Source organism: Stieleria magnilauensis (assembly GCA_007753675.1).
GTDB lineage: Bacteria > Planctomycetota > Planctomycetia > Pirellulales > Pirellulaceae > Stieleria > Stieleria magnilauensis.
The window spans coordinates 6,120,566-6,133,263 of the sequence record CP036432.1 but is presented as its reverse complement, the minus strand read 5'-3'; the positions used below and the strand labels follow the sequence as shown (position 1 = coordinate 6,133,263).

15 protein-coding genes are annotated in these 12,698 nt (G+C 55.0%); 8 read left to right on the top strand and 7 right to left on the bottom strand.

The window, feature by feature from the left end; genetic code table 11:
• Positions 1-8 precede the first annotated feature (8 nt).
• The 6 genes from TBK1r_RS21975 to TBK1r_RS21950 all read left to right on the top strand — a co-directional run bounded on the left by TBK1r_RS21975 (position 9) and on the right by TBK1r_RS21950 (position 5,119).
• Positions 9-695 carry a hypothetical protein gene (locus tag TBK1r_RS21975; RefSeq protein ID WP_145215468.1) on the top strand — a complete coding sequence of 229 codons (687 nt, stop codon included), beginning with the start codon at positions 9-11 and terminating at the stop codon, positions 693-695.
• Between the two features lie 107 nt (positions 696-802).
• A complete protein-coding gene (locus tag TBK1r_RS21970) occupies positions 803-1,348 on the top strand; it encodes a MarR family transcriptional regulator (RefSeq protein WP_145215465.1) in 546 nt (181 codons plus the stop codon).
• 7 nt (positions 1,349-1,355) lie between these two features.
• On the top strand, positions 1,356-1,721 hold the full coding sequence (locus TBK1r_RS21965) for a hypothetical protein (RefSeq protein WP_145215462.1): 366 nt from the start codon (positions 1,356-1,358) through the stop codon (positions 1,719-1,721).
• Between the two features lie 265 nt (positions 1,722-1,986).
• Positions 1,987-2,802, top strand: a complete 816-nt coding sequence (locus TBK1r_RS21960) for a hypothetical protein (RefSeq protein ID WP_419580260.1) — start codon at positions 1,987-1,989, stop codon at positions 2,800-2,802.
• Between the two features lie 99 nt (positions 2,803-2,901).
• Entirely contained in the window at positions 2,902-3,900 is a 999-nt protein-coding gene (locus tag TBK1r_RS21955) for a hypothetical protein (RefSeq protein ID WP_145215456.1), read from the top strand.
• The gene (locus TBK1r_RS21950; protein ID WP_145215453.1) at positions 3,893-5,119 is read left to right on the top strand and encodes a lipase family protein; all 1,227 of its coding nucleotides are present in this window, start codon (positions 3,893-3,895) and stop codon (positions 5,117-5,119) included. Before TBK1r_RS21955 ends, TBK1r_RS21950 begins: the two co-directional genes overlap by 8 nt.
• Before the next feature lie 94 nt (positions 5,120-5,213).
• Here the strand turns inward: TBK1r_RS21950 and TBK1r_RS21945 are convergent, their stop codons facing one another.
• The 7 genes from TBK1r_RS21945 to TBK1r_RS21915 all read right to left on the bottom strand — a co-directional run bounded on the left by TBK1r_RS21945 (position 5,214) and on the right by TBK1r_RS21915 (position 10,351).
• Positions 5,214-5,507 (bottom strand): hypothetical protein, encoded by a 294-nt coding sequence (locus TBK1r_RS21945; protein ID WP_145215451.1) that lies wholly within the window; start codon positions 5,505-5,507, stop codon positions 5,214-5,216.
• A 247-nt stretch (positions 5,508-5,754) separates the two neighbouring features.
• Positions 5,755-6,165 (bottom strand): hypothetical protein, encoded by a 411-nt coding sequence (locus TBK1r_RS21940; protein WP_145215447.1) that lies wholly within the window; start codon positions 6,163-6,165, stop codon positions 5,755-5,757.
• Positions 6,162-6,968, bottom strand: coding sequence for a radical SAM family protein (locus tag TBK1r_RS21935; protein WP_145215444.1), 807 nt, complete (start codon positions 6,966-6,968; stop codon positions 6,162-6,164). Before TBK1r_RS21935 ends, TBK1r_RS21940 begins: the two co-directional genes overlap by 4 nt.
• Positions 6,965-7,678, bottom strand: a complete 714-nt coding sequence (locus tag TBK1r_RS21930; RefSeq protein ID WP_145215441.1) for a glycosyltransferase — start codon at positions 7,676-7,678, stop codon at positions 6,965-6,967. The genes TBK1r_RS21935 and TBK1r_RS21930 overlap by 4 nt, the downstream gene beginning before the upstream one ends.
• The gene (locus TBK1r_RS21925; protein ID WP_145215438.1) at positions 7,671-8,432 is read right to left on the bottom strand and encodes a glycosyltransferase family 2 protein; all 762 of its coding nucleotides are present in this window, start codon (positions 8,430-8,432) and stop codon (positions 7,671-7,673) included. The genes TBK1r_RS21930 and TBK1r_RS21925 overlap by 8 nt, the downstream gene beginning before the upstream one ends.
• A gap of 4 nt (positions 8,433-8,436) precedes the next feature.
• The gene (locus TBK1r_RS21920; protein WP_419580259.1) at positions 8,437-9,810 is read right to left on the bottom strand and encodes a glycosyltransferase family 25 protein; all 1,374 of its coding nucleotides are present in this window, start codon (positions 9,808-9,810) and stop codon (positions 8,437-8,439) included.
• Entirely contained in the window at positions 9,785-10,351 is a 567-nt protein-coding gene (locus TBK1r_RS21915; RefSeq protein ID WP_145215435.1) for a hypothetical protein, read from the bottom strand. The genes TBK1r_RS21920 and TBK1r_RS21915 overlap by 26 nt, the downstream gene beginning before the upstream one ends.
• Before the next feature lie 876 nt (positions 10,352-11,227).
• Between TBK1r_RS21915 and TBK1r_RS21910 the strand changes: the two genes are divergently transcribed.
• Positions 11,228-11,563: a hypothetical protein gene (locus TBK1r_RS21910; protein ID WP_145215432.1), complete on the top strand. Its 336-nt coding sequence runs from the start codon at positions 11,228-11,230 to the stop codon at positions 11,561-11,563.
• A 78-nt stretch (positions 11,564-11,641) separates the two neighbouring features.
• A complete protein-coding gene (locus TBK1r_RS21905) occupies positions 11,642-12,073 on the top strand; it encodes a hypothetical protein (protein WP_145215429.1) in 432 nt (143 codons plus the stop codon).
• The last annotated feature ends 625 nt before the right edge of the window (positions 12,074-12,698 follow it).

The following is a 12,698-nucleotide window of genomic DNA, read 5'->3' as shown; positions in this document are numbered from 1 at the left end:
TCCCCACGTTGCCCATGGAGATCATTGAGTCGGAGCTGGGTATCGCAAATAAGGAAGTACTCTCCGAATTGGGATTGCGAACCGCTGGCGCACTGAAAAGGCCGACCCGTTCGATGGCCGCGCAGAGCGTCGAGTTTTTTGTTCTTGAAGGTGACCAGCCAACGTTGGGAGATGCTTGGTGTGAATATCGGATCCGTTTCGAGCAGTCAGCAAAAGCATCGGGTTTTCCCCTTAGGACTGCGACTGCGTTGGCGGCTGCGTTTGGTGAGATGGCAGACAATGCAGTTTTTCACAGCGAATCGACAATTGGCATCTTGGTTGGATATCAGGCGATTCCGGGTGCGTCGCTGTTTTGCATCGCGGATGCCGGTATCGGTGTCTTGGAATCGCTGCGTTCTAACCCGGAATACCGCAACCTCAACGACCACCGAGAAGCCATCCGCATGGCGTTGAAGCCAGGCATCAGTCGCTATGGCCGCGGGCATGGGGGCAGCGGGTTTGCCCAAGTATTCAAATCACTCGCCAAACATTGGGGCACTCTGCGATTCCGAAGCGGTAAAGGTTGTGTCACCATGGACGGCCGTGATTGCAACGCAGACGTCGGAGTGAAATCCGAAGCGCCGTTTCGGCCTGGATTCCAGGTTTCGGTCTGCTGCCGCACTGGTGAATCCCCCCATAGCGACTCGCTAATCTGAAAAAACTTCCGTAGGTGCCTTGTCGACTTCTCCCTAGATGCCTATTCTTAGGTGCGCCTGGTGAGAATACTGAGGTTTTAATGGTTCACACGATTCAGATCGCAAAATTGCTGGAGAGCGACTTCCTGCAGGGGCGCCCCCTGGGCAGGAAGCATTTTCCAATGCTGTGCGCCGAATTGACGAGTCTGCCCGATGGCGGAATCGTCTTGCTTGACTTTGCCTCGGTGAGGGTTGTCACCGGATCTTGGATCAATGAAGCCATTGTCCCATTGATGGGTTGGCTAGCGGACCAGAGGAATGATTTATTCGCAGTATTTATGAACCTTGATGAAGACTGCGTTGACGAGCTTCGGCTGATCTCCGAATGGACGCACACCTGTTTTCTTCTGGCGAAAGGATCGAAGCTACCAACAAAGGCAGCGCTCGCAGGCGAATTGGATCCGGGGCAGCGAGATACGCTGCTCGCGGTGGTCGCGAACGCCGGCGTGACAGGCGCTGAACTGGAAAGACTGTTGCCCGATGCCGGTGTAAAGGCGACGGCATGGAACAATCGGCTGAAGGACCTGTTTCAAAAGCGACTGTTGCGGCGCGAAAAACACGGCCGTGAACAACGCTACTGGCCAATCGTCCGGGAGGTCGTTCTCAATGGGTGAGAATGTAATGAAAGGCCAGGTCGATCGCTTTCAAAAGATGAAAGACCTCGCGTTCAATAATTTTTGCGCAGAGACGCTGTTTGAACGGCCCGAGGTGTTTCTTACCGATTACCAAGCTTGTCCCGTCGACGAGGCCGCCGTTGCCGTAGGTGACGTTTTGATGGCTCACGTAGCCGCTGACGGTGAAACAGTCATTCTCTCGATCGCCGACGATGTGGTTGGCAAGATGGATGGCGAAAGTGCCAGTGAGTTGATTGAAACCATGGCGAACTCTGAATGCCCCGAAATGGCGACGCTGAAGGTGGTCGCCGTTTCTGAAATATCTGGTTTTTGGACGTTGCGTTTGCCACGATCGGGAGACGGTCATGGCTAGCGTTGTAAGAGAGCTACGGGATCTTCGACCAGCGGGAGTCGTCGCTCCGGGCTGTACGAATTGCCCGGTGATGGATCGCTGTGGTGGGCTGCAAAGTGGCCTGCCTCTCTTCACCTGTTTTGATCTGAATTGTTGTGGTAAGGCGGACTGCGACAATGTCTGTCTCCGCCACCCCAGCTATCAAGAACGACTTCGGGACATCCAAGGATTCGGAAGCTCCGGACTTGGACCGCTGCATCAGCGACCGATGACTTTGCCGCGGTACGTGCCGATGATTCATCATGGCAACAAACGTGACCAACCACTTTGTTGCGAGGTTGCTGCAATCGACCCCTATCAGATCATGCGGGTCAAGGAAAGCAGGTACCGAGCGATCGTAAGTGATCCCGCCGAGCTGCGTCGCAAGTTTAAACTTGCTGACGATACCAAGATCATCCTAAGGGGAACCGCCAAAGACAAGCCGCTAGAACGATATTGGCAGTACCGCCGGCGAGACAAAGTGATGGACGCGTTGCTTCCCCTGAAAGTCTCGCTTTTCATCGGCCCGAACTTCTCGCAATTTCTAGACGTCCCGCGAACAGACAATCTTTACAACCGAAAGCGGCAATTGCTTTGTCTCTCGGAACTCTCCGCGGCGGGGATTTCAGTTGCTCCGCATCTGAGCGCGACAATGCCTGCCGACTGGAAGTTTTGGAGTGACTACCTTTCCGACAATTCGGAGGTCGACCATGTCGCGTTCAATTTCCAAACGGGATACCGAAACTTCAAACAAGGGATGATCGCACTACGAGCGATTGAGTCAATGCAGCAGTCCCTTGGACGACCACTGTCCCTGGTGCTGATCGGTGGCGCTCAATACTTAGGCGAGGCTTCATCCATTTTCGATCGTACGACGTTGATTGACTCTGCTCCGTTTGTGAAGACTGTAAAACGTCAGCGCATGGTGGAAACCCCGACCGGCAAGCGTTCTTGGCAAAGATCAAGGACTGCGATTGGTCAGCCGTTGGATGATTTGTTCGTCGACAACATCACGCAATACACAGACTGGGTCAATTTCCAGACCGTGACCGGTCTGAACTAAATCAATCGAACCGCTCGCGTTCGAGCAGCATTCGTTGTTTGACAAGTTGATTCAATACAACGAGGTTTGGTCGCGACATTCCATCATCAGAACGAATCTATGAACCTAACGCGACTTTTTGCATACGAGGTGTTTCCTCAGAAGGGCGTGGCCAACCCTGTGCAGCCTGAAGGCGGATTAATCAAGCCTCAGTCGGAATTGAAACGCACTCTCGCAAATCTGATCAGGGACAACCGGCTGGACAGTCAAACTCCGATCTCATTCTGCGTTGATGACCCAAGAGCCGCCCATCGGCAGAACGCTGTACGCGAACGATTAATGAGATTTGCATTTGGCGCCGGCGCAACCATTGGAAAGAACGCAGGTGACTTGGCACTTCGTTTATCCCAAGTGATGGACGATAGATCAAACCCATTCCTATTGCTTTTGTCTTGCTTCAAGGATAAGTCGAAGGCACGCGTGGTACTTTGGGCATTTCCCAAAGACGAAGGGTTGAAGTTCTCGACAACGGCAAAGGGTGCCAAGGTAGAAGTCGTTGAAGACGTCTTTAACATTTCTTCGGCGCTAAAGAAAGCGGCCATCTTCACTGGCGAGAACAAACCCAATTCGTTTTGGGAAGGTCGCATGGTCGACATCCAAAGTGGACGCACGGATTTGTGGGTTGAACGCTTCTTGGCCTGCCGGTTGTCGGTCAGCGGTATCTACGGAACAACTCTCCTTTCTGAGCATCTTACGAAAGCCTACAAGCAAAGCGATTCATTAACCGTGCGTGAGGAGCTCTTCAATGCAATCGTCGGCGTGCGGACAGCTCCGGTAAAACGCACCTCGTTTTTGAAATTTGCAAACGACTACCTTGGGAACGACGCCAAGTCTGAATTCCTCGCTGTGGTTCCGGTGGATCAGCAGCGAATGAGTTTCGACTTTGATCGAGACACTTTTGAAAAGAAGATTGGATTCCGCGCTTTCAAGATGTCAGACGACGTTTTTATCACAGCTCCGCTGGGAACGATCGACCAGTCGGTTCAGATTCAAGACGATCAGCTTGAATATGCGGGCACCATCACCGACGACTACTTAAAGGCAGGTCGCCGTGGCTGATCGAGATAGCATGCACGACGACGGATACGCCCAAGAGCAGGCGATTGCCAACAACCTTGAGCGATATCTGCGTGATTCATTGGCAGCGGTCGATCCGCCCGTTGCGGTCGGATGCCGGGTTGATTCAGAGAACCCCGAAAAGCGAATCAAGTGTCAAGTGGATGTTGATCGCAATTCGCTGAAGCAAGTAGAAACTTTGCTTGGATCGGAGCTGAGCATAATCTCGCAGCTTGATCAAGCTGTGGAAGGTGCGATCAAGGTTGAGGCGATCGTACCAGCGATCGTCAAGCAAGCCACTGACATCGGAAATCAAGTCTTTCAGCTCGAAGTAAACACGATCGATCTACCCCCCACGCCCGAGGACGCTAAGGTTTTGCCAATGCCGTCGACGAAGGTAGCCGATCCAAATTTTGGCAAGTCGCGTTTTGAGATAGAGCACGTTATCGTCTTGATACACGGGATTAGAGATATCGGAGCGTGGCAGTCCAATGTTAGTGAGCATCTTGTCGAAGCTGGCACAGTCGTCGAACAAATTCGATATGGCAAGTACCTGGCATCGCGTTTCTTATGTCCAATTGACCTTTCAGGAGCAGCCGTTCAGCGGGTGTTGAAAGAGTTGCAATCGCTGCGACATGAGTATCCCAATGCGCGGATGTCATTGATCGCACATAGTTTTGGGACGTATGTGACGCTGAAGGTCCTGGAAAAAGATAAGAACATTGAACTTTGGAAGATTGTGTTCTGTGGTTCAGTGGCAAATGATCGACACGATTGGTCCGAGCTGAAGCGTCGTGTTGGTGACGGTGATCGAGCCACCAAACAATTCATTTTAAACGACTGCGGAACCGGTGATGTCTGGCCCGTTATTGGTGCTGCGTTTGGGTGGCATTACGGGATGGCTGGAGCAACCGGGTTCTCGGAAGGCTTCGTAACCAACCGCTTTCACAAAGCTAAGGGTGGGGTCAGAGGCGGTCACGGCCTGTACTTCGACCCCGATTTCGTCCGGGAGCATTGGCGCCCGTTTTTGATTAATGATGAGGCTCCAGCGATTGGCGACGGAATCCAAGGAGAGCATCTGCCCTGGCTGGTAAAGCTAATGTACGAAAGCTGGGCTCGTTTCATTTGCAAGCTACTTGCTCTGGTGGTTTGGTTGCTCCTATTTGCGACCGTAGGTCTTTCTCTTTTTTTTCTTGGCAAAGCGATTTTTCAACTGTTCTAACACGTCGTCTGGTAGGCAGCTCCGCGGCCTCAATGGGGCACAGTTTCTCGGTCGTAGTTAAAAGACGCGACGGTGATAGGTCGTAATTCGTTGATCAAGAAAATGCGATGCTGGCCCGCAAGCACGCACGAAGCCAATCTTGTTCTGAGAGATTTAATATCAGGTCATTGGTCTGTCCCGATGTAACATCAATCGCTGTGTTCCATCCGATGTCACCACCATGGAGTGTGGCGGTTCCGGTCTGGCGATCGCGGGTGAAAATCCATTGCTCGCCATGTTCGTTCTCAAAATAGCCGATGTAGCAGCGACCTTCGGTGCCGTTGACGATTGGTGGGTCGCCGCATGACGCGGCGTGATGGTTGGGGATCTTTAAAAGTGGCTCTGACATTGGATGGTCGGCTCCGTCTGTTGATCTTTTACCATGGTTCTACTTCCGCCTCTCGGAGTTGTGCGGCCGCTATCGCAACCTATCGAGACACGTTGGTCTCAGCAAGCTGAATGTCGCTGGTATTGTTTCAATGCTTGCGGCAGTTTGAATGTCCAATGCCAAAACGAAAAAAGCCAGCAGTTAGCCGGCTTGGGGAGTTGCTCGATTTCGATTTTTTTAACGCTGTCAGTCGACAGCGCGCACGCGGTTAAGAAACGCCGCCATCATTCGACGAGTCTTCGTCGCTAGGAACTGGATGCACGACTGGATACGGAGGCATATCAGGGTAGTATTCGCCGGGGTGGCCGGGTGGCAGATTGTCGGGGGCAGAGTGGCCGGGCGGCACGTGGTACGGATGGTCGGGCGGCAGTCTCGGCCAAGTGTGGATTGGCGGCGGGGCTTCGATCACGACGGGTTCTTCGGGTTCGGGCGGCCATGGCCAATCCTCGGGCCACCATTCGGGACGGGAACCGGAGCTTGAAGTCTCATCGTCGGTGCTGGAGCCTTCCGGCGGGTCGGGATTGGCTGGCCACAATGGTGATTCACTTCCCGGCGGATCGAACGGCGGGATGAATGGAGGCGGCGGCATTTCAGGTTCGAACGACTCGTGCGGTGTCATCGCAGGGCACTCGGTTGCAATGGGTTTGGATGAAGAAACTTGGTGCGGTGCGATGGACACAGGCCGCACTGGGGAATGGCCTTGCGTTGCAAGAACCGGTGAACTTCAGCATCGCTCGCATCGGGCGGGCAGGCTTGGTAATCGCGGAATGGCTGCCACTGCGGTAGGTGGTGCAAATTCAGCTTGGCTTCGACTTGGTTGAAGTAAGCCAACGCCGGACATTTCCACAGCATTGCGCGGTAGAGCTGCGTGCAGGTTTTCTGCATGCACACTCGGTAGGCCGCGGCGGGCTTTGATTCGAAAGGAATCGGCTTGCCATCCTCAACGTTGTATTGCCGCATCCACCCTCGATGCGACTGTCGGATTTTGATCTGGATGCCCGGGTACTCTTCACGCCATCGCCAGACGAGATGCTTCACCTCACGAAACCGTTGCATGTAGGCTTCGTGAGTTCCGTGTTGGCTGACTTCGAGGCGGCAATTCGTTTCCAGCAGAATTTCCGGCAACTCGGGAAAGCGGTGCAAGAAGAAACCGTTCGTCACCAACATCAAATGACTATCAGGCCAATGCTGCCTGGCGAGTTGAATGTGTCCGATGATCTGTGGATTCAAGAGCGGCTCGCCGCCTAGCAGTGCAAATCGCATCGGATTTAAACGATGCGACCAATTCGAATACTCGGCATCGGCGTCATCAACCGTCGGCAATTTGCCTGCGACATGAAAGTTGCTGTAGTGGCTGCACTGCTGACAAGAGAGATTGCAACCGTGGGCGATGTGGTATTCCAGAGCGGGCAGTTCGATCATCGCCAAATCACCTTTTCCAAACCGTGTTTTTCCAGCCCGCGTTTCAGGAATTGCGGGCGATGTCGCTTGTAGCCAGGCGGATCGATGTGTTCATGCTTGAACGAATGGGAGACGTCGCAGGCAACATTGACGCCGGCGACCTTACATCGCCAGAAGAAATCCCAGTGCTCTTCGACTTTGAGCGATTCGTCCCAGCGGACCGCTTTCAAAACGTCGCGGTATGCGACGAAGCAATTGCCGACGTAATGGCACCAACGAATCGAGCCGCGTTGTTTCAAGAATCCTCGATAGATGCGGAGCCGGCGACCATTGCTTTGCAACAGTCGAGGACGCTCTTCATCGTTGCTCAGTGCTGCGAGCAGATCGATGTCGTTATGCTTGTTGAGCTTGGCGACAAGTTCCGGCAACTTTGTCCGCTGGGTCACCAAATGGTCATCATCGGTGAAGACGACGATCGGCGTCTCGCCCGCGTCGAGCAATCGATTGCGCCCGGCGGATAATCCAATGTCGTACTCCGACTCGATCAATTGGTCCACCATCGCCGCTTCAGTCGGGCAATTGGAAGAGAATCGCAATTCCGGTTTGCCATCGTCGAGCACATGGATCGCCGGGCGATTGGTTCCGTAGTGTTCGTGGATGCTCCGCACCAGCGCGGCACAACACTGGGGGCGATGAATGGTCTTGATGCAGAAGGTGACCTGATCACGCATGGACAATGCCGCCTCCGGGATATCGCATTGAATGGAATCCATGTTTGCGAAGGCCGAGCTTCCTGAACTTCGGCCGACAGCGCAGATCGCCGTAGGGTTTCGCGCCAACGTGGGCATGAACGACCATGCAGTCCTCCCCGACGGCGACTTTGAGTTTTTCAATGTGGCTGGCCCGATAGAAGAACTCCCAGTGTTCGTAGGTCTTGATCTCGGGATCCCATCGCAGCTTGGCGATCGCGTCCCGACGGGCGAGGAATGCGTTGCTAGACATGTCGCACCAGGCCAGCGGGCCAATGCGCCGATGTTCGCCTCGGAACATCCAGATTCGCCGGCCATTCATCAGGGGCGCAAACAATAGTGGCCGACCGCCACCACCCTGTCGGACGCCGAGGATATCGATGTCATGCTCCTGAAATCGCTCGTAAACTCGATCGAGGTGGAGGTCGGGCGTGATGACGTGATCGTCGTCGAGTAAGAAAATGAATTCAGTTTCTGCGGCGTCGATCGCCGTGTTGCGACCAACTCCAACTCCGACGTCGTGACGGTCGAGATCGATCACTCGGCAGTGCTCGGCCGTGTCGGGATATTTCTCCGAGAATCGAAATTCTGGCCGGCCGTCATCGACGACCACGATCTTGGGCTGGTTAAAGTGCTTGCGTAGCGACTGAACCAATCGATGGCATGCCCAAGGACGATGGATCGTCTTGATGCAGAACGTGATGTCGTCGGGCGTGAATGGTCTTGCTTCCACCATTGGCTCACCCATGCTTTCGAAGGTCTGGGTTGACGTGCGCGATGGCCGAGGCGATTTCGTCTTCGGTCGGTTCAATGCCGAGGAATTCAATCAATTCGCCGATGATGCGACCTGGTTCAGCAGTCAGCTCGGCGAACTCGATCTTGAAGACCGGAACCTCTGGATGCGATTCGATGAATCGATCACGACGTTCGAGAAGACTCCGCTGCAAACGTTCGCACGATTCATCGTCGGCAGCGAACCATTGCCCGGCGTGCTTTCGGGAGCGATCTTGCAAACTGCGGATGGAGGCTTCGATGTCGCGGTTCACAGCGATGATTCGTAGTGAATCGCCGAGTGCCATGTGCAGATGCTCTGCGAAACGACACAGATGCGGGTATTTTCCGCCGGCAACGGTTTTGTCACGATTGGCTTCTGACTTTCTCGTGACAACCCAAGATTTCAGTTGCTGGATCAACTGCTGGTCACTGATCACCGGATCGGTCGCCGGAAACCGCATGGCTTTCTCGCAAAGCTGCGCGAGTCCGACCGCTTCGCCGCCGCCGGTCGCCTCGTAGCCACCGAGTTGGTTGCCCATGTGAACGCCCAGGTGATGCATGACCATCGCCACGCACGACGTTCCAGCGCGATGTGGCCCGAGAACCGCAAAGAACGGTACGTCAGAATGGTCAGCGTTTCGGGCGTCATTGAAGAACCGCGTCTGACTCCACTTGCGACCACAGATGTTGGATTTGGTTGGCAACTGTCCCACCATCCAACGGTCCGGCGTATAAACGGCGATCGATTCCTTTTGGATGTTTTTGCCTTGAACCAGCGCTTCGTAGCGGCGTTGAATGAAGCGACCAAGGTGATGATCGATGTGGTGCTTGTGATGCCAATCGTTCCAGGTCAGGTGGCGATACAGCGCTTTCATGTTCTCGCGACCGCGGACCATGAAGGCGTGAGTTCGGTTGACGTTGTAAGGGCGATAGATATGTTCGCTGACCTTCTGGGGCGGATGCTTGCCAGCGTAAAGGTGCTGGCCGCCGAGGTAGGCCAGGCCCCAATCGGCCGGCAACTCATCGACGAATGCGTGGAATCGCTCTGCGAAGTCGTCGGTGAATCCTGCGTCATCTTCGAACACCACATACGAATCGATCTGTTCGGTCAGACACTTTTCCAAGATCAATAGGTGCGATCGATAGCAACCCCAAGCTCCGTTGCCGGCTCGCCATTGCGGCGGTGTGGCGACATGCCGACCATCGATAGCCGGGAACCGTTCGGGTTCTGGCAACGGCCACGGGTCGGGCAACTGTTCGAGCCATTGCCGCAATCGATCGGGCCGGCGGTCAAGGTTGATCAGGAAGCAGCGATCAACGATCGAATGGCTCTTCAGCATCGTCGTTCGGCTCGGATGCCCCTTCGGGGAACTTTTGTTCGAACTTGCGGATGGCGGTGTTGACGAGTCCACGGGCGATTCGAGCCGTAAACCTTCCATGGGGTAGACCTCTTAATTGGGCTTCTTCGAGTAACCAGTCGACGATCGTGTCGATGTTGCGGCGGCAGCCTTTCGCACCCCAGTCGTTCATCGTGTCGACCCGGGTTTCGCAGTTGCAGGTTTCGCTGGGTTTGGCGAACCAGGCCAACATGCGTTTCAGTTCATTGCCAGGACCGGGGCGAAAGCGATCGATCTTAAGCGTCTCGGGTTGATCACGCTCGGGCAGATAATTGCGGAGCAGTGATTCGAGTTCGCGCGTGTCCTGTTTGCGGCGTCTCTTGTTGACCAGCGCCATGCCGATCGTGACCAGATTGATCGCTCGTGGGTTGTCATTGGCTTGGCAGGCGTTGCAAGCCGAGGGTATCGTGCGAACCTTGCAGCCAGCCATTTGCCCGGCGACTTCGCAGGCGTTGTCTTGGGTCAGATGGGGACAGTGAATCATGCTGTCATCCCCGCAACTTGACCGTCATAGGAACCGGAGCTGCTAGGCGGTTCGCCGGGATCTTCGCAGTCGCTATCGACCAACTCCCAACCGCAGGACCAGATCCAGGTGCTATTGCAAGGTTCACTCGATCCGCTGCTGTCCTCGGACGGCGGTTCACTGGCACTTTGGCTCGGTCGTTCCGATCCTTCGCTGGATTCAGACCGGCTTTCGCTGGGGCGATCGGAACTATGGTCGCTGCTTTGACTCGGCCGATCAGATTCGGAGGTCGACGCATGACTTTCTGAGGGCGGCTCACTCTGGCTCGCCGAGGAATCCCCAACGCTGGGATCATCGATGCTGTCACTGGGGCGGTCACTGTCTGACGTCGATTCAGAATCACTATGGGACCGTGAATCGGAACCGCTTCGAGATCCAGAATGCGAATCGCTATGTGACGTTGAGCCTGAATCGCTTACCGACCGGGAACCGCTTCGGGAGCCCGAATCGCTCGCCGATGATGGCTGAGAGCCGCTCGGTTCGCTGGCGGAACCCGACTCGGAGTCGCTTTGTGATGTTGAATCGGAGCCGCTACCGGAGTCTGAAACGCTAGTCGAACCGCTTGCTGATCCCGAAATGCTGCCGGAGCCGGAGTGGCTTAAAGAGTAGGATTCGCTCGTTGATGAATGACGGGAATAGCTTGGCTCGCTCTGTGATGCACTAGTGGATGCGGATTCGCTTTCTGATTCCGACGTCGACTCGGATTGGCTTGATCCCGATTGGCTTAGGCTGCTTGCGGACTGGCTGTCGGAATCTGAGCGTGAGTGGCTTGGTTCAGAATAGGACTGACTTGTCGAATCGCTTTCCGAGTCGCTGCCTGAATCACTCGATTCGGACTTGGACTGCGAAGATTCAGAACGCGAGGAACTCTCGCTGGACAGGTCACTTTCGCTTCTGGAGCTCTCAGAATCCGATTCACTTGATTCAGATCCGGACGAACTCGCTGAATCGGATCGCGACGATGAATCTGACGATCCCGATCCGGACGAGCTGGCGGAACTGGAAGAACTGTCGACGCTCGGGAAGCTAACCGACCGACTCGATTCGCTTTCGGATTGGCTTGAATCGGAGTCACTGCTGCTTGCGGATGACGTGCTCGAATCGCTAGATGACGAATCGGAGCTTGATGCATCGGAAGAATCAGACTCCGAATTGGATGATTCTGACGAGTGAGAGGATGACGCTGAGCTGTCACTCGACGACTGGCTTGATGAGTCCGAGGATCCGCTTGTTGAACTCGATTGGCTGCTTTTGGACGAACTTGAGTCACTCGATGATGAGCTGCCGTCGGATGAAGACGAACTCGACGATGAGGAACTGCTGGAAGGCGAGCTGGATGAACTCGATGACGAACTCGAGCTGGATTTCGACGAACTGCTGGATGAGCTGGATCCTGATGATGACGAAGAGCTGCTAGATGACGACGAAAGCGAGCTTGATGAAGAACTGGAAAGCGAGCTACTGGAACTCGACGAAAGACTGCTCGAGCTGGATGATCCCAGGCTACTCGACGAACTTTGGCTGGACGATGCGCTGCTAGAGCTACTGCTGGAGGACGAGTCACTGGATGATGAACTACTCGACGAGGAGCTGCTTGACGATGAGCTGCTGCTGGAACTGGACGATGAACTACTGGAGCTTGAGCTACTGCCATCGCAGCAACGGCAACCAATCGTGAGGTAGGCCGATGTGTCCTCGTGGAAATGGCAAACGATCTGCTGCGACGCGAGCAGGGCGTAGTCGCAGACGTTGTAGACCGAAACCTTGACGCCTACTGGCCGCCACTGCGTCCCGTCAAATCGCAGTTCGCGAGCCGTGCCCCAGGATTTGGCTTTGATCCGGCGGGTCGGTTTACAGAGTAGCGTTTGCTTGGGCGGGTCAAGCACCCACGATTGGTTGCCGTCGAAGGTGACCGATAGATACTGGTCCCCGGAACCCTCGATTGGCCCGCGGATCCGCTGGGCCGAGTGATTCCGAGCAACGATGCGGACCTGTTCGCCGTCGACATCCAACACCGGTTCGATGTTGCCGGATTGGTCTAGTCGGTGGAGATCACATGTCCCGCTGCCGGTCGTAGTGCCCTGGCGGGCGCTGATGCCGCCGACCGGAACCTTGACCAGATAGGCGATGTCGGTCGGATGGCCTACCCGGACGACCGCCCACTGCAAACCGGTTTCCGACGGGTTTCGTCGCCAAAGGATCTGGGCCGAACCCTCTGGTTTGGATTCCAGATAGAAACTCGGCGACAGTGATGCGTCGGCAAAGTCATGCCAGGTCTCGGTGATATTAACTTGAGCTGCGACAACGC